The 16,536-nt window shown below is 69.7% G+C and carries 17 protein-coding genes; 9 read left to right on the top strand and 8 right to left on the bottom strand.

The window, feature by feature from the left end; translation table 11 throughout:
- From JHD82_RS25945 to JHD82_RS25935, 3 genes are all read left to right on the top strand, one after another.
- Positions 1 to 448, top strand: a 448-nt coding sequence (locus tag JHD82_RS25945) for an SDR family NAD(P)-dependent oxidoreductase (protein ID WP_199139564.1), incomplete at its 5' end; no start/stop codon positions are given.
- Between the two features lie 46 nt (positions 449 to 494).
- On the top strand, positions 495 to 1,457 hold the full coding sequence (locus JHD82_RS25940) for a tripartite tricarboxylate transporter substrate binding protein (RefSeq protein ID WP_199139562.1): 963 nt from the start codon (positions 495 to 497) through the stop codon (positions 1,455 to 1,457).
- Positions 1,458 to 1,478: 21 nt separating this feature from the next.
- Entirely contained in the window at positions 1,479 to 2,612 is a 1,134-nt protein-coding gene (locus tag JHD82_RS25935; protein ID WP_199139560.1) for a CaiB/BaiF CoA-transferase family protein, read from the top strand.
- 1 nt (position 2,613) lies between these two features.
- Here JHD82_RS25935 and JHD82_RS25930 read toward each other — a convergent pair whose 3' ends face one another.
- On the bottom strand, positions 2,614 to 3,396 hold the full coding sequence (locus tag JHD82_RS25930) for an IclR family transcriptional regulator (RefSeq protein WP_197944672.1): 783 nt from the start codon (positions 3,394 to 3,396) through the stop codon (positions 2,614 to 2,616).
- Positions 3,397 to 3,590: 194 nt separating this feature from the next.
- Between JHD82_RS25930 and JHD82_RS25925 the strand changes: the two genes are divergently transcribed.
- Positions 3,591 to 4,415: a hypothetical protein gene (locus tag JHD82_RS25925; RefSeq protein WP_199139558.1), complete on the top strand. Its 825-nt coding sequence runs from the start codon at positions 3,591 to 3,593 to the stop codon at positions 4,413 to 4,415.
- Between the two features lie 19 nt (positions 4,416 to 4,434).
- Here the strand turns inward: JHD82_RS25925 and JHD82_RS25920 are convergent, their stop codons facing one another.
- On the bottom strand, positions 4,435 to 5,259 hold the full coding sequence (locus JHD82_RS25920; protein WP_013804735.1) for an IclR family transcriptional regulator: 825 nt from the start codon (positions 5,257 to 5,259) through the stop codon (positions 4,435 to 4,437).
- A gap of 160 nt (positions 5,260 to 5,419) precedes the next feature.
- Here JHD82_RS25920 and JHD82_RS25915 point away from each other — a divergent pair, with 160 nt between their 5' ends.
- The 3 genes from JHD82_RS25915 to JHD82_RS25905 all read left to right on the top strand — a co-directional run bounded on the left by JHD82_RS25915 (position 5,420) and on the right by JHD82_RS25905 (position 9,773).
- Positions 5,420 to 6,400, top strand: a complete 981-nt coding sequence (locus tag JHD82_RS25915) for a tripartite tricarboxylate transporter substrate binding protein (protein WP_034389537.1) — start codon at positions 5,420 to 5,422, stop codon at positions 6,398 to 6,400.
- Between the two features lie 34 nt (positions 6,401 to 6,434).
- A complete protein-coding gene (locus JHD82_RS25910; RefSeq protein ID WP_199139556.1) occupies positions 6,435 to 8,819 on the top strand; it encodes a cytochrome P450/oxidoreductase in 2,385 nt (794 codons plus the stop codon).
- Positions 8,820 to 9,221: 402 nt separating this feature from the next.
- Positions 9,222 to 9,773 carry an N-acetyltransferase gene (locus JHD82_RS25905; protein ID WP_012202618.1) on the top strand — a complete coding sequence of 184 codons (552 nt, stop codon included), beginning with the start codon at positions 9,222 to 9,224 and terminating at the stop codon, positions 9,771 to 9,773.
- A gap of 12 nt (positions 9,774 to 9,785) precedes the next feature.
- Here the strand turns inward: JHD82_RS25905 and sugE are convergent, their stop codons facing one another.
- The 3 genes from sugE to JHD82_RS25890 all read right to left on the bottom strand — a co-directional run bounded on the left by sugE (position 9,786) and on the right by JHD82_RS25890 (position 12,059).
- On the bottom strand, positions 9,786 to 10,103 hold the full coding sequence (sugE, locus tag JHD82_RS25900; RefSeq protein ID WP_012202617.1) for a quaternary ammonium compound efflux SMR transporter SugE: 318 nt from the start codon (positions 10,101 to 10,103) through the stop codon (positions 9,786 to 9,788).
- Positions 10,104 to 10,293: 190 nt separating this feature from the next.
- Positions 10,294 to 10,782, bottom strand: a complete 489-nt coding sequence (locus JHD82_RS25895) for a putative toxin-antitoxin system toxin component, PIN family (protein WP_012202616.1) — start codon at positions 10,780 to 10,782, stop codon at positions 10,294 to 10,296.
- The gene (locus tag JHD82_RS25890; RefSeq protein WP_012202615.1) at positions 10,779 to 12,059 is read right to left on the bottom strand and encodes a class I SAM-dependent RNA methyltransferase; all 1,281 of its coding nucleotides are present in this window, start codon (positions 12,057 to 12,059) and stop codon (positions 10,779 to 10,781) included. Before JHD82_RS25890 ends, JHD82_RS25895 begins: the two co-directional genes overlap by 4 nt.
- A gap of 115 nt (positions 12,060 to 12,174) precedes the next feature.
- Here JHD82_RS25890 and JHD82_RS25885 point away from each other — a divergent pair, with 115 nt between their 5' ends.
- Complete coding sequence (locus tag JHD82_RS25885; protein ID WP_199139554.1) at positions 12,175 to 13,248, top strand: ornithine cyclodeaminase; 1,074 nt, start codon at positions 12,175 to 12,177, stop codon at positions 13,246 to 13,248.
- Positions 13,249 to 13,265: 17 nt separating this feature from the next.
- Positions 13,266 to 14,231, top strand: a complete 966-nt coding sequence (gene rocF / locus JHD82_RS25880) for an arginase (protein WP_198820666.1) — start codon at positions 13,266 to 13,268, stop codon at positions 14,229 to 14,231.
- A 6-nt stretch (positions 14,232 to 14,237) separates the two neighbouring features.
- Here the strand turns inward: rocF and rtcA are convergent, their stop codons facing one another.
- The 3 genes from rtcA to JHD82_RS25865 all read right to left on the bottom strand — a co-directional run.
- Entirely contained in the window at positions 14,238 to 15,281 is a 1,044-nt protein-coding gene (gene rtcA, locus JHD82_RS25875) for an RNA 3'-terminal phosphate cyclase (RefSeq protein WP_199139552.1), read from the bottom strand.
- 9 nt (positions 15,282 to 15,290) lie between these two features.
- Positions 15,291 to 16,106, bottom strand: a complete 816-nt coding sequence (locus JHD82_RS25870; RefSeq protein WP_043820034.1) for a nucleotidyltransferase domain-containing protein — start codon at positions 16,104 to 16,106, stop codon at positions 15,291 to 15,293.
- Between the two features lie 158 nt (positions 16,107 to 16,264).
- Positions 16,265 to 16,536: RtcB family protein (locus JHD82_RS25865; RefSeq protein ID WP_199139550.1), on the bottom strand; the 272-nt coding region annotated here is incomplete at its 5' end.

Raw genomic sequence — 16,536 nt, 5'->3', positions numbered from 1 at the left:
GTACACGGGCATCGTGCGCGTGAACCTGATCGGCACCTTCAACACGCTGCGCCTGGCCGCCGCCAGCATGGCGCGCAACGAGCCCGAGCAAGGCGAGCGCGGCGCCTGCGTGCTCACGGCCTCGGTGGCGGGCTACGAGGGGCAGATCGGCCAGATTCCCTATGCCTCGGCCAAGGCCGGCATCATCGGCATGACCATCGTCGCCGCGCGCGACCTGGCCACGCGCATGATCCGCGTGTGCACCATTGCGCCGGGCCTGTTCGACACGCCCATCCTGGCCAAGCTGCCCGACAACATCCGCCAGTCGCTGGCCGCCTCCGTGCCCAACCCCGCACGCCTGGGCCACCCGTCCGAGTACGCGATGACCGCGCTGCACATTCTTGAAAATCCCATGCTCAATGGCGAAACCATCCGCCTCGATGGAGCCATCCGCATGAGTCCTCGCTGAGCGCTTTCCGCGCCTCGCAAAACCCAAGGCGCACAGAGGAGACACCATGTTCAAACGCCTCACGCTGGCCGCTGCCGCCTGGCTGTGCGCCACGGCAGCCATTGCAGCCGACGCCTGGCCCACGCGGCCCATCACCCTGGTCGTGCCGGGCGCGGCCGGGGGCTCCACCGACATTCCCGCGCGGCTGCTGACGCTCAAGCTGGGCGAGCGGCTGGGCCAGCCCGTCATCGTGGACAACAAGCCGGGCGCGGGCGGCTCCATCGGTGCCAGCCAGGTGGCACGCGCGCAGCCGGACGGCTATACGGTGCTGGTGGGCAACACGGGCTCCAACGCCATCAACTACACGGCCTACAAGAAGCTGCCCTACAGGCCCGAGGACTTCGTGGCGCTGACGGACATGATCTCGTTTTCCAACGTGCTGGTCGTGCCGCAGGCATCGCCGGTGCGCTCGCTGGACGATCTGCTCAAGGCCGCGCGGCAGGCGCCGGGCAAGCTGTCGTTCTCCTCGGCCGGCGTGGGCCAGACCACGCACCTCATGGGCGAACTGCTGCGCGAGCGCACGGGCGTGGACGTGGTGCATGTGCCCTACCGTGGCTCGGCACCGGCCACGGCGGCCATCGTCTCGGGAGAGACGCAGTTCATGTTCGACAACCTCACGGCCTCGCTGGTGCATATCAAGGCCGGCAAGCTGCATCCCATCGCCGTGACGGGCGCGCAGCGCGAGCCCGAGCTGCCCAACGTGCCCACCATCACCGAGCTGGGCCTGCAGGACTTCGACAAGGTGGGTTGGATGGGCTTTTTCCTGCCCGCGCAGACGCCGCCCGCCGTGGTGCGCAAGCTCACCGACGGCCTTGTCGCCGTGCTCCGGGACCCCGAGGTGGCGCGCCGCTACCGCGAGCTCGGCGGCCGCCCCGGCGGCATGCCTCAGGCGCAGTTCACCCAGCTGGTGGACAACGACCGCAAGAGCTGGGGCGCGCTGATCACCAGCCGCCAGCTGCAACTCGACTGAACCGATTTCGACGGAGACGCCATGAAGGTGCTGGACAGCGTGCGCGTGCTGGAGATTGGCGGCATCGGCCCGGGGCCGTTTTGCGCCATGCATCTGGCGGACCTGGGGGCCGATGTGGTGTCCATCGTGCGGCCCGAGGCGGAACCCACCGCCACCTCAGCCACCTCAACCGCCTCCGCGCTGTCGCGCGGCAAGCGCTCGGTGTTCGCCGATCTCAAGTCGCCCGAAGGGCGTGACCTGGTGCTCGCCCTGGTGCGCGATGCCGATGCGCTGATCGAAGGCATGCGGCCCGGCGCCATGGAGCGCCTGGGCCTGGGGCCCGAGGCCTGCCAGGCCCTCAACCCGCGCCTGGTCTATGGCCGCATGACGGGCTGGGGCCAGGACGGCCCGCTGGCCCAGGCAGCCGGCCACGACAACAACTATGCGGCCGTCTCGGGCGCGCTGTGGGGGTGCGCGCCGGCCGATGCCCGGCCGGTCTCGCCGTTTGCCACGCTGGGCGACATCGGCGGCGGCGCCATGTACCTGATGACGGGGCTGCTGGCCGGCATCGTGCAGGCGCGCGCCACGGGGCGCGGCACCGTGGTGGATGCAGCCATCGTCGATGGTGCGGCGCACATGCTCAACCTCATGCTGCATGCGCGCCAGCGCGGGCTGGTGGCCGACGAGCGCGGCCACAGCATCCATGACAGTGCGCCGTTCTACGAAACCTATGCCTGTGCCGATGGCGGCTTCATCACCGTGGGCGCCATCGAGCCGCAGTTCCACGCCCTGCTGCTGGACAGGCTGGGCCTGGCCGATGCCGCAGCGTTCCAGGGCCCGCAGTGGGACCGCGCCGCCTGGCCGGCGCGGCGCGCGCAGCTGCAGACGCTGTTCGCCTCCCGGCCCCGCGCGCACTGGCAGCAATTGCTGGAGGGCAGCGATGCCTGCTTCGGCGCCGTGCTCAGTCCCGTGGAAGCAGCCCGCCACCCGCACCTGCAGGCGCGCGGCGTCTACCTGCAGCCCGAAGGCGGCGCCCTGCAGGCCAGCCCCGCGCCGCGCTTTGATGGCCAGGCCTATGCGCCGGGTCCTGCGAATGCCGCAGGCTCCGACACCGCCAGCGTGCTGGAGAAGGTGGGCGCAGGCCGCGCGCAGGAAGTCTGGCGCAGCGCGCGCTGATTCACGAGAGGCTGGAGGCGCCCAGCATGCCCTCGACCAGGCGCACCAGCGTGATCAGGCGCGGCCCGGCATCGCTTTCCAGCGCGCGGCTTTGCGGGCTGTAGATGGGCAGGGAGACCGAGAACACCCAGTACTCGCCGTCCTTGGCCGTGGACATGGGCACGGCAATGGACTGGATCTCGCGGTGCAGGTCGCCGTGGCTGCGGCAAAAGCCGTGCTCGGCCAGGTCGCGCCGCGCATCGTCGAGCCGCTCGCGCAGTTGCTGGGCGCGTGCGGGATCGTCGGCCTGCAGTTCGGCGATGAAGGCCTCGCGCTCGGTCTCGGGAAGGCTCAGCAGGTAGGCGCGGCCCGTGGCGGTGCGCGACAGCGAGATGTGCACGCCGATCTCGGGCAGGAAGACCTTGTTGGTCAGGCCGTTGGCCAACTCCACCAGGCACAGCTGGCGGCCGTGGCCGACGGCCAGCTGGATCTGGCCTTCCAGATGGTTGGCCAGCTCCTGCATGTGCGGCCGCGCGAACTGGCGCATGTGCATGCGCGCCAGCACGGGCGAGGACAGGTTCAGCAGCCCCACGCCCGGCACGTACTTGGACAGGCGGTCCGAGTAGCGCATCAGGTTCAGTTCGCACAGGGTGTCGATCAGGCGGAACAGCGTGGGCTTGGGCAGGCCCGTCATGTCCATCAGTTCACGGGCGCTGAGTTCCTGGTGCTTGTTGGAAAAGCACTGGAGCACGGAGATGCCGCGCACCAGGGCGGCCACCAGCTTGCCACTGTCTTCTGTGTTCATGAATGGTTTTCGGCACTGCTAAAGATGAAACGATTGTCTCAATTTTCCGGCTGCCAAGCGGCAAATCCACCGGCCTTGCCGCAGTGCAAACCCTGGCGCCCCTGCCGTCCGGCGCAAGCGGCAAGTCCTGGCACGGCACAATCGCCGCATCCGGCTGGCGTTGCGCGCCAGCCACTCACTTTCCAGAGCCTGCCGTGTCCGAACCGTCCTCCGCCGTCCCGCCTACCGAGCCGCCAGACTACGACGCCTTTTTGCGCGCCCATGTGCTGAGCCAGCCCCTGAGCATCCAGCGCTATGACCGGGAAGACGAAACCATCTGGGTCAAGCGCGCGGGCGCCAGCAACCCGGCATGGCGCTATCGCGCGCTGGCCCTGCTCGCCTTGTGCCTGCGCCTGCCCGTGCTGCGGCCCGTGCCCAACCCCGGCGGCCACGAAGCCATCCGCACCGAGGTACGCCGCCTGCGCCAGCTCGCGCAGCGCGGCCTGCGCGTGCCTGCCGTGCTGGCCGAGTGCGAGGACGGCTTTGTCATGCGCCACCTGGGCAGCCCCGGCGTGGAGGCACCCTCGCTGGGCAATGCCATGGAAGCCGCCCTGCCCCGGGGGGATGGCAGCACGCTGGCGCTGTGGCTGCAAGGCCTGCAGACGCTGCAGCAGGTGCATGGCAGCGGCGACTGCCTGAGCCAGGCCTTTGCGCGCAACATGGTCTGCTGTGCCGATGGCGTGATCGGCTTCATCGACTTCGAGGACGACCCTGCCGCCCACCTGCCCCTGGCGCTGTGCCGCGTGCGCGATGCCCTGTGCTACGCCCACTCCACGGCCTGGATACTGGAGCAGGCCGGCGCCATGCAGACCGCGCGCACGGCCTGGCGGGATTTCGTGCAGTCCATGGAGCCCGAAACCCGCGCCCTGATGGCGCGCACCGTGAAACAGCTGGCCTGGGTGCGCCGCCTGCCCGAAAGCCGCCGCCTGGGCCGCGACATGCAGCGCGTGCGCATGGCCTACACGCTGGTGACGCCGTAGCGGCAGCGGGCTGCAGGCCTCAGCCGGGCAGGTGGCCCAGCGAGGCGCTGACGCGCGCCGCTTCGGCGCGCAGGGCCCGGGCCACCGCGCCCTGCGGGTCCGGGTCGAAGCCGCCGCTGGCGCCCAGCGCGCACAGCACGCCCACCACATGGCCCGTGTAGTCGTGCAGCGGCGCCGCCACGGCGCTGATGCCCGGCAGGTTGACGTCGCGCACCGAGGCGCAGCCCGCAGCGCGTATCTCGCGGCGCAGCGTGCCCAGCGGGTCCGCGCCATCGAGCAGTGCGCGCCGCGCGGCCGGCGCCTCGGCCAGCTCCCGGGCCAGCAGCGCATCCACGCGGGCATCGTCGTCCATGAAGGCGAAGAAGGCGCGCCCCGTGGCCGACCACAGCAGCGACATCACCGAGCCCACGCGCACATTGACGGTGACCGGCAGGCCCGGCTCCTCGAAGCGCACGATGGTCGGCCCCAGGTTGCCCATCACGGCCACGAAGCTGGTGACCTGCAAGGCCTCGCGCAGGTGCAATAGGGCCGGCTCGGCTAGGCGGATGGGGTCGGACTGCCGCATGGCGGCCAGGCCCACGCGCATGGCCTCGGCCGCCAGCGCGTACTGCGTGCCACCACGGTCCTGCTCCACCAGCCCCTCGGCCATCAGGCTGGCCAGATAGCGGTGGACCTTGGCCGGGCTTTCCTCCACCGCGCCCGCGATGGCCGTGAGGCTGGCGCGTCCGCCCAGCGTGGCCAGGGCCTTGAGCACGGCCAGGCAGGTCTCGGCGGCCTGCACGCGCTGGCGCCTTTCGCGCGGCGGCGCGGGCTCGTCAATCTCGGAGGCAACAGTGGAAGTCATGGCGGCAGGGCGGGTCTGGAAAGGCCTGTTTTAAGGGCTGGCGGGGCATTGTGCCGCAGCTTGCGGGTAATCCCGGGCGGTGTTTTTACGCAATGCGTAGAAAAATTACGCAAAACAAGATTCCATGGATTCCACCCAGGCCTCACCGCAGACAAGCCCCATGCACAAGCGCCTTTTCCTCACCACACTGGCCGCAGGCCTGCTATCGGCCACCGCCCTGCCCGGCGCGCTGGCCCAGGACGGATTCCCCAGCAGGAACGTGCGCTGGATCGTTCCCTACGCGGCCGGCGGCGGCTCGGACTTCCTGGCCCGCACCATAGGCCAGGCCTGGGGCGGCCAGGTGCACCAGCCCATCGTGGTGGACAACCGCCCGGGCGGCAACACGGCCATAGGCGCCTCGGAAACCGCGCGCGCCGCCGCCGATGGCTACACCGTGCTGTCGGCCGACAACGGCACCCTGGTCTTCAATCCCGTGCTCTACAAGAGCCTCAGCTACAACCCCGCCAGGGACCTTGCGCCGGTCACGCTGATGGGCCGCTTCCCGATGATCCTGGTGGCCGGCCCCGGCATGGCAGCGGCCACGGCCAAAGACTTCCTGGCCCAGGCGCGCACCAGCAAGGACGGCGTGAACTACGCCTCCGCTGGCGCCGGCAGCCCGCACCACCTGGCCATGGAACTGCTCAGGGTGGAGGCCGGCCTGAAGCTGGTGCACGCACCCTACAAGGGCGCGGCACCGGCCCTGGGCGACGTGGCTGGCGGCCAGGTGCCCGTGATGATGGTGGACCTGGCCGCGGGCGCAGGCTTCATCAAGGGCGGCAAGGTCCGCCCGCTGGCCGTGGCCAACGCCACGCGCCTGCCCCAGTTGCCCGACGTGCCCACCTTCGCCGAGCTGGGCCTGCCCAAGGTGCAGGCCGCCGCCCTGGTGGGACTGGTGGCGCCCGCCAGGACCCCGGCCCCGGTCATCGCGGCCCTGCACAGGCAGGTCGTGGCCGCGATCAACGAGCCCGCCGTGCGCCAGAAGCTCGTGGATTTCGGCGTGGAGCCCGTGGGCAACACGCCCGAGCAGTTCGCCGCGCTGCTGGCCAGCGAAAGCACGCGCTGGCACCAGCTGATCCGCGACCAGAACATCACTTTGGATTGACCCTCCGCGCCTCCTGCCTGCCTGCGAACCTGCCATGACTGCCTCCGCCGCCCCCGACACCGCCCCGTCCGCCTTTGCGTCCGGCTCTGCGCCAGCCTCCGCGCGCTGCCCCTTCGACCACCGCCAGCCCAGCGGCCAGACCGGCCCCACGGGCTGCCCCGTCAGCGCGGGTGCCGCGGCCTTCGACCCGTTCAGCGACGGCTACCAGCAGGACCCGCCCGAATATGTGCGCTGGGCGCGCGAGCAGGAGCCGGTGTTCTACAGCCCGCAACTGGGCTACTGGGTGGTCACGCGCTTCGACGACATCAAGGCGGTGTTCCGCGACAACATCGCCTTCAGTCCCTCGATCGCGCTGGAGAAGATCACGCCCACGGGCGAGCAGGCCAATGCCGTGCTGGCCTCCTACGGCTTCGCGCTGAACCGCACCCTGGTCAACGAGGACGAGCCCGCCCACATGCCGCGCCGCCGCGCGCTGATGGACCCGTTCACGCCCGAGGAGCTGCGCCACCACGAGCCCATGGTGCGCGAGCTGGCGCGCGCCTATGTGGACCGCTTCATCGACGACGGCCGCGCCGACCTTGTGGACCAGATGCTGTGGGAGGTGCCGCTGACCGTGGCCCTGCACTTTCTCGGCGTGCCCGAGGAGGACATGGACAGGCTGCGCGAGTACTCCATCGCCCACACCGTCAACACCTGGGGCCGGCCCCGGCCCGAGCAGCAGGTGGCCGTGGCCCATGCGGTGGGCAACTTCTGGCAGCTGGCCGGCAAGGTGCTGGCCAAGATGCGCGAGAACCCCGATGCGCCGGGCTGGATGCAATACGGCATACGCAAGCAAAAGGAGCTTCCCGAGGTCGTCACCGACTCCTACCTGCACTCCATGATGATGGCCGGCATCGTGGCCGCGCACGAGACCACGGCCAATGCCACGGCCAACGCCGTCAAGCTGCTGCTGCAGCATCCCGGCGCCTGGAAGCAGATCTGCGAGAACCCCGCGCTGATCCCCAATGCCGTGGAGGAATGCCTGCGCCACAACGGCTCGGTGGCCGCCTGGCGGCGCCTGGCCACGCGCGACGTGGTGATCGGCGGCGTGGCCGTGCCGGCGGGCTCGAAGCTGCTCATCGTGACCTCGTCGGCCAACCACGACGAGCGGCATTTCGCCGATGCCGACTTCTTCGACATCCACCGCGACAACGCCGGCGACCACCTGACCTTCGGCTATGGCTCGCACCAGTGCATGGGCAAGAACCTGGCGCGCATGGAGATGCAGATCTTCCTGGAGGAGTTCACGCGCCGCCTTCCCCACATGCGGCTGGCCGAGCAGCGGTTCACCTACGTGCCCAACACCTCGTTCCGGGGCCCCGAGCACCTGTGGGTGGAGTGGGACCCGGCCCTCAACCCCGAGCGCGCCCGTCCCGCCCTGCTGCAGGCGCGCCAGCCCGTGCGCATCGGCGAAGCCCTGCAGGGCGGCGCCAGCCGGCCCATGGTCGTGGCCGAGGCCGAGGCCGCCGCCGAAGGCGTGCTGCGCCTGCGCCTGAAGGCCGCCGATGGACATGCCCTGCCGCGCTGGACGCCGGGCTCGCACATCGACCTGCAATGCGGCGACACGGGCCTGTCACGCCAGTACTCGCTGTGCGGCGACCCGCAGGACACCGGCAGCTACGAGATTGCCGTGCTGCGCGAGGCCAACGGCCGTGGCGGCTCGGCCTGGGTGCACGAGCATCTGCACCGCGGCGCCACCGTACAGGTGCGGGGCCCGCGCAACCATTTCCCGCTGGACGAAGGCGCCAGCCACCTGATCCTGGTGGCCGGCGGCATCGGCATCACGCCAATCTCGGCCATGGCACGGCGCGCCAGGGCATTGGGCCTGTCCTATGAGATCCACTACAGCGGCCGGCGCCGCGCGGGCATGGCGCTGCTGGCGCCGCTGCTGGCCGAGCATGGCGCCCGGCTGCATCTGTACGTGGCGGAGGAAGGCCGGCGCGCCGACTACGCCGCCCTGCTGGCCACGCCGCGCGCAGGCGCCCGCATCCATGCCTGCGGACCGGCGCGCCTGCTGGACGGCCTGGAGGCCGCCAGCCGCCACTGGCCCGAGGACAGCCTGCGCGTGGAGCATTTCGTCTCCACCGTGGGGGCGCTGGACCCTGCCAGGGAGCAGGGCTTCGAGGTGGAACTGCGCGCCTCGGGCCTTGTGCTGCAGGTGCGCAACGACCAGACGCTGCTGGACGCCCTGCGCAGCGCGAAGATCGAAGTGCAAAGCGACTGCCGGGAAGGGCTGTGCGGGTCCTGCGAAGTGCCCGTGCTCGAAGGCGAGGTGGACCACCGCGACATGGTGCTCACGCGCGGCGAGCGCGCGGCCTGCACCAAGATGATGAGCTGCTGCTCGCGCGCCAGGAGCGGCAGGCTGGTGCTGGGCCTGTAGCCAGGGCTAGAGGGCAGCCCGGCGCCCAGAAACACAAAAGCCCCAAGGCCATCATCGGCAATGGGGCGATCGCATCGGTGGGCGCGCTTCGGGGCGCACCTGCCTCCAACCGGATTACTGGTTGGCGATTTCGAGCTCGGCGTTGCGGGCTTGCTGGATGAAATCGATCAGGGAATAGATTGCTTGGCGCATGGTGAACTTCCTTACTGAGACGCTCAACAATCACTGGCGGCATGCATCTCAAGTGCCGCGAATGTCGGGAAAACCCTCTAAGCGTTTACCCTAGTTCTAAGTATAAACCACTAGATCCACCCGTGCAAAGGCACAGTTGTAAGCGCACGTCAAGATTCCGCAGAGGCGCCCAACTGCGTCCCAATGTCAGGCATGGGATGATTCAGGCTTATGACCGCGCCTTCCGTTTCCCTCGCACCCTGGCACATAGAGCCGCTGAACCCGGCCGAGGCGCCGTGGCCGCTGCTGCTGTCGGCGGATCCGTCGCGGGAGAAGGTGCGCGGCTATCTGGCGGGCTCCACCTGTTTTGCCGCGCGCGAGTCCTTCCAGCGCGAAGGCCAGCCGCCGCGTCCTGGCGGGCGCGGCGAGGTATTGGGCATGTGCGTGCTGGTGCCGCTGCGCGCCAGCGGCGACGAGGCCTCAGGCCCACCCGCCTGGGAGCTGATGAACATCGCGGTCGCGGAATCGCTGCACCACCGGGGCCTGGGCACCGCCCTGCTGCGGCGTGCCATCGAATGGGCGCGCTCCCAGCGAGCGCCGCGCATCGAGGTCGGCACGGGCAGCTTCGGCGACCAGCTGGTCTTCTACCAGCGCGCGGGTTTTCGCGTGACGGGCATAGACCGGGATTTCTTCCTCAGGCACTACACCACCCAGCTGTGGGAGCGCGGCGTGCAGCACCGCGACATGCTGCGCCTGACGCTGGAGCTGGGCACGGGCCGCTGAACGGCCGCCCGCTCAGTCCGAGGACAGCTTCATCAGCACCAGGCCCGAGACGATGAGCACGGCCGCGCCGATGCGCATGGCGCTGACCTGCTCGCCCAGGACCGTGATGCCGACCAGGAAGGCGCCCACGGCGCCGATGCCGGTCCAGATCGTGTAGGCCGTGCCCAGCGGCAGGCTGCGCATGGCCACGGCCAGCAGGCCGAAGCTGGCGATCATGGTGACGATGGTGATGGCGCTTGGCACCAGCCGCGTGAAGCCGTGCGATTGCTTCATCGAGAACGCCCAGACCACTTCGAGCAGCCCCGCCACCAACAGATAGACCCATGCCATGGAAAACTCCTTGTGAAGCCGGGTCGTCCCGGCGCATGCATGTCCCGGTGTGGGGGAGGCCGTCCTCCTGGCAGAAGGGCTTGCGCCTCCTGCATGGCCGCCAGTTTAGGAGAAAGTCTTCAAGCTGGCCGCACCCAGCCTGTTGCCCCATTGCCGCCTGGGTGGTTGCTGCACAACAGCGGCCAGGGCGTCAGGCGGCCAGCGCCTCTTCCTGCTCGGCCAGCAGGATGTTGCCCACGGTGGCGCCCAGGCCGGCCACGCGCTTGCGCAGCTTGAGCACGGCCTTGTCCTTGCTGATCAGCAGCGCCTGGTGCTGGCTGGCCAGGTCCAGGAAATGCTGGTCGTCGGGGTCGGTGCAGGCAAAGCGGATGCGCGGCGCATCGGCCACGTACTCGACGGCTCCGTCAAAGGCCGAGAGCACGCCCTCGACCGTCTTGCCGTAGAAAGCCACGCGCGGCGCGATCTGGCTGTAGTGCAGCACGCGTTCGAGCTCGAGGCGCTGGGCCTGGTCGGCAATCCAGCGCATCTGTCCCTGCTCCACCAGTTCGCGGATGGGGGGGACATGCGGATCGTCGAAGATCAGCATGTCAAGGACCACATTGGTATCGAGCACCACGGGCCGGGGCAGGGGACCTTCGTAGCCGTCGTTGCACTGCGGCCAGCGCAGCACGATCTTCATGGCGCGGCGCCCTCTGCCGGGCCTTCGGCGGCCTTTCTGGGCTTGACTGCGCCACGGATCATGTCGAAGCGGAACAGCCGGCATTCGATGGGGCCGTTCCACATGGGCGTGCGGCGTGCCTCCTTCAGGCGCATCTTGCCGGGCAGCTTGAGGTCGGGCGTGAGCATCCAGGCGCTCCAGCCGCTGTAGTTCTTCTTCCAGTGGGTGGCCAGCTGGCTGAAGAATTCCACGCCGTCCTCGGTCTGGGCCGTCTCGCGGCCCGCGCGCTCGACCACTTCCATGCGCTCGCCGGCACTGCGGCCGGCCGAGCCGGCTGCGGCAATGCGCTCGCCATAGGGGGGGTTCAGCAGCATCAGGCCGGGCTGCTCGCAGGGCGGCATGCGCTGCAGCGCGTCGCCACCGCGCAGTTGCACGGTCTGGCCCACGCCCGCACGCTCGGCGTTGCGCTGGGCAAAGTCCACCATGCGGTGGGACACGTCGGAGCCATAGATGGCCACGGGGCTGTCGGGCAGGATGGCGGCCTCGGCCTCGTCCAGCATGGCTTCCCACACATGCCTCTGGAAGGGCACCAGCTTCTCGAACGCGAAGCGCCGCAGGATGCCGGCCGGAATGCGGCGTGCAATCTGCGCGGCCTCGATCAGCACCGTGCCGCTGCCGCAGCAGGGGTCGTACAGCGGCTGGGGATCGTCGCCATGCGGGTCCCAGCCCGTGGCGGCGATCATGGCCGCGGCCAGGGTTTCCTTGAGCGGCGCATCGCCCTTGTCCTCGCGCCAGCCGCGCTTGAACAGCGCCTCGCCCGAGGTGTCGATGTAGATGGTGGCCTCGTCGGTCGTCAGGTGCAGGTGCACGCGCACGTCAGGGTGGCGCGTTTCCACGTCGGGGCGCACGCCCTTCCTGTCGCGGAAGCGGTCGGCAATGGCATCCTTGACGCGCAGCGCCGCGAAGTTGAGGCTGGTCAGCGGGCTGTGCTGGGCCGTGACCTCGATCTTGAAGCTCTCGCGCGGGGAGAACCAGATCTCCCAGGCCACTTCGCTGGCGGCGCGGTACAGGTCGTTCTCGTTGCGGTACAGGGTCTGCGACAGCTGCACCAGCACGCGCTGGGCCAGCCGGCTGTGCAGGTTCAGCAGCAGGGCGTCGCGCCACAGGCCGCGCACCATCACGCCGCCACGGCCCACCATGAGGTCGTGGCCGCTCAGGCCGGTGATCGCGTGGACCTCGTCGGCCAGAAATCCCTCAACGCCGGCGGCGCAGGGCAAAAACAGATGCAGTTGGTTCATAGCTTGGGTGCCGAGCATACGCGCACCGCGATTCCCCGCGCAGGCGCCAGCCGAAACCCGCTTGCCTGCGCTTCGGCCCGGGCCTACAGTGGAAGCAACCGCGAGGGAGAGCACCATGAAGCCTCGAGCCACGCCCGTCCACACGGATTTCCTCGGCGCCACGCAGGCCGCACGCCTGGTGGCGCAGGTCGGCGTTGCCGCCTGCCTGGCCGGCCTGGCCGATGCCATCGAGCAAGACTTCGCGCGCTGGCCCGATTTTGAGAAATCGGCCCGCATCGCCCACCATTCGCCCGGTGGAGTGATCGAGCTCATGCCAGTGTCCGATGCGCTCGACTACGCCTTCAAGTACGTCAACGGCCACCCGGACAACGCCGATCGGGACCTGCCCACGGTGATGGCCTTCGGCGCCCTGGCCGACGTGGCCACGGGCCTGCCGGTCTTCCTGTCCGACCTGACGCTGGCCACGGCGCTGCGCACCGCCGCCACCTCGGCGCTGGCCGCGCGCCGACTGGCGCGGCCGGGCTGCCGCAGCATGGCGCTGATAGGCGCAGGATCGCAGTCCGAATTCCAGGCCCTGGCCTTCACCCACCTGCTGGGCGTGGAACGGCTGCGCATCTTCGACATCGATGTCAAGGCCATGCGCAAGCTGGTGGACAACCTGGGACATGCGGGCATCGCGGCCCAGCGCATCACCTGCTGCGCCAGCAGCGCCGAGGCCCTGGAGGGCGCCGACATCGTGACCACGGTGACGGCCGCCAAGCACCGCGCCTGCGTGATCGCCGATGCCGACGTGCGCCCGGGCACCCACATCAACGCCGTCGGCGGCGATTGCCCCGGCAAGACCGAGCTGCCCCTGGCACTGCTGCGGCGCGCGCGCATCTTCGTGGAGTTCACGCCCCAGACGCGCGTGGAAGGCGAGCTGCAGCAATTGCCCGCCGACGCGCCCGTGACCGAGCTGTGGCAGGTCATCAACGGCCAGGCGCCGGGCCGCGGGCATGACACGGAGATCACGCTGTTCGACTCCGTGGGCTTTGCGCTGGAGGACTATTCGGCCCTGCGCTGGTTGCGTGCGCTGGCCCACGACACCGGACTGATGCAGTCGATCGACCTGGTGCCTGCGCTGGCCGACCCCCGCGACCTGTACCGGCTGGTGCGCGAGGCCGGGCAGGCAGAACGCGGCTTTGGCTGACACGGGGACTGCATACCATGGGTCCCATGAGCATGAACACCCATACGACCCCGCAAACCGCACGCGCCCTGAGACTCATAGGCGTGCCCACCGACATCGGCGCCAGCCGCCTGGGCAGCGCCATGGGCCCCGACGCACTGCGCGTGGCCGGCCTGGGCCCGGCGCTGCGCCAGCTGGGCTGCCAGGTGAGCGACATCGGCAATCTGGCAGGCCCGCCCAATCCGCAGACACCGCCCGAGCAGGGGCTGCGCCACCTCGCACCGGCCCGTGCCTGGATGCAGGCCGTGCACCAGGCCGTGGGCCAGGCGCTGGACGATGGCGAGCTGCCGCTGATGCTGGGCGGCGACCACAGCCTGGCCATGGGCTCGATCAGTGCCGTGGCCGCCCACTGCCGCCGACGGGGCCGCGCGCTGCGCGTGATCTGGCTGGACGCCCACGCCGACTGCAACACGCCCGATATCTCGCCCAGCGGCAACCTGCACGGCATGCCCGTGGCCAGCCTGTGCGGCCTGGGGCCCGCGGCGCTCACCGCGCTGTCCCAGGGCGGCGATCCGGCGCTGGCAGCCGCCTCGCTGTGCCAGATCGGCCTGCGCAGCGTGGATGACCAGGAAAAGCGCCTGCTGCATTCGCTGGGCGTGGAGGTCTATGACATGCGCGCCATCGACGAGCTGGGCATGCGCGAGGTCATGCGCCGCGCGCTGGAAGACCTGGAAGGCAGCGACACCCATTTGCACCTGAGCTTCGACGTGGACTACCTCGATCCCGACATCGCGCCCGGCACCGGCACCCCCGTGCGCGGCGGCCCCAGCTACCGCGAGGCCCAGCTGTGCATGGAGATGCTGGCCGACACCGGACGTCTGGGCTCGATGGATCTGGTGGAGCTCAATCCCGCGCTGGATGTGCGCAACCAGACGGCCGAACTGGTGGTGGACCTGCTGGAGAGCCTGTTCGGCAAGAGCACGCTGGTGCGGGCCGATCGCTGAGGCCGCTCAGGCTGGCGAGAGCGAAACACGCCAGCCGTCGCCCGTTGCGTCCGTAGCGAAGCGCACAGGCACAAAGCGCTCGATCACCTCGAAATTGCTGCGCGCATGCGGCGTCAGTTCCGTGCAGGTGTAGCTGGCACCGCGCCCGCTGCGCCAGACGGCCAGCGCCAGCGGCAGGGCCCATTGGTCGGCCAGGTACGGGCCCAGGGCGGCCCGGCTGCCCTGGTGGCGGCGCACCTCGCGCGCCAGGTCATGCGCCACCTTTTCGGCGCTGACGCCCTTCATGCCGAACTGCGTGAACACTTCGCTCAGGTGCTCATAGGCCAGCGTGGCCAGCAGCGCGTTGCCCGGCCCCTCGTTCTGGCGCACGGCAGCCACCTGCAGCTGCTCGCCAGACCAGCCCAGGGCCTGGCCCAGATGGTCCAGTTCGCGCTGGGCCACCGCGCGTGGCAGCGCGGGCGCAAAGCATTCGGCATGGCTGGCCACGGGGGCGCCGCGTTCGGTGATATCGAAAGGCACCAGCCCATTGGCTGCCGGCGTGATCGTCACGTCCATCTCGCCGCCACCGGCCGGATAAAAGCCCAGCCGGCGCAGCCGCAGTTCGCAGCGCGCGCCCAGCCTGTGCAGCAGCGGCGCATAGCTGCGCTCCAGGAAGTGGAAGGGCGGCGCGGCCGGGTTGTGGGTGCCGCCGCCCAGGGTCAGGCGGCTTTCGCCATCGGCCAGCATCAGCGCGGGCCACAGCGTCTGCAGCAGCAGGGTGCAACTGCCCGCCGAGGCGATGACGAAGCGGTACTCGCCCGCACGCACCGGCCCCGGTGTGAATTGCAGCGCCTGCGAATTCATCTCGGCGCCCTGCATCTGCGCGCCGCAGATTTCGGCGGCGGCATTGACGCAGGCCAGGTGCTGGCGCATCAGGCCCGGCTTGGCGCGCCCGGCACGGATGCGCTGCATGGCAAAGGGCTGGCCCGTGCACATGGACAGCGCCAGCGCGCTGCGCAGCATCTGGCCTCCGCCCTCCCCGGCGGAGCCGTCGATCTCGATCACTTTCATTTTTCTCTTTCATTCATTGCCGCCAAAGCGCGCCACGGCATCCCGCAGATAGCGGTCCAGCGGCGCCGCATCGGCCTGCTCCCCCGGATCGGGCGCATGGGCCATGGCATGGGCCAGCTCGCGCTCCAGGAAATCATGGACCCGCACCCGGCGCGGCCCCTTGGCGGCCTCGCCCAGGCGCATCTTGAGCTCCAGCAGCTCATTGAGCTCGGCCAGCAGGCCTGCATCCTCCAGCGTGCCCGCCGCCAGCTGTGCAAAGCGCATGGGGGGCGCACCACGCCCCTCGCGTATCCAGCGCGCGGCCAGCAAAGGGCGCAGCACGTAGAAGTATTTCTTGTAGCGCACCACATCGCCCTGCAGGTGGGCGCGCAGGTTCTTGCGCGCCATGGCCACGTAGTGGTGGTAGCCGCGCACCGGCGAAAAGCCCTGCTCGGCCAGCAGATGCAGGCGCTCGGCCCAGGGCTGCTCCTGCCGGTAGACCACGGGCGAGCGCAGCCATTCGAGCAGCGTGGGGTTGGAGGCGCGCAGCAGCCCCAGCGCCTTGCGCAGCTCCCAGCCGCTGACATCGAGCTCGCCGCTGAGCGGCTGCTCTATGACATCGCGGCCCGGCGCCACGGTCAGATACCAGGGCAGGCGGTGGACATAGATGAAGCGCACGTCATAGTCGCTGTCGGGCGAGGCAAAGCCCCAGCCGCGGCTGCCCGACTCGCAGGCAAACAGCACCGTGACCTCGTGCCTGCGCTCCACCTCGGCCAGGTTGGCCAGCACCGTGGCGCGCATGGCATCGGAGACCGGATGCGCGCTCAATACCTTCTCTTCCCTCATGCTCTCATCCTGCTTTCTTTTCAATTGCCACGCCTCATAAGACTGGCAAGCCCCAAGCGAGGGACACCGAGGAAGGGCCGCCCCGCACCGAGGGTGTCGTCCCCCTCCCCCGCGAAGCGGGTAGAGAGGGGGAAGCCGCATAGCGGCTCAGGGGGTGCCTATCCTTTCACGCACACCACTTGCTTCAGGGTGTGCACCACCTCGACCAGATCCTGCTGCGCGGCCATGACCGCATCGATGTCCTTGTAGGCCATGGGAATCTCGTCCACCACGTTGGCATCCTTGCGGCATTCCACGCCCTCGGTGGCCTTGATGTGGTCCTCCACGCTGAACATCTTCTTGGCCTTGGTGCGGCTCATCACGCGGCCCGCGCCGTGGCTGCAGCTCTCGAAGCTCTCCGGGTTGCCCAGGCCGCGCACGATATAGCTGC

This window comes from Delftia sp. ASV31, from assembly GCF_016428765.1.
Classification (GTDB): Bacteria; Pseudomonadota; Gammaproteobacteria; order Burkholderiales; family Burkholderiaceae_C; genus Comamonas; species Comamonas acidovorans.
The sequence above is the reverse complement of the archived record's forward strand: the minus strand, read 5'-3'. Positions and strand labels throughout refer to the sequence as shown.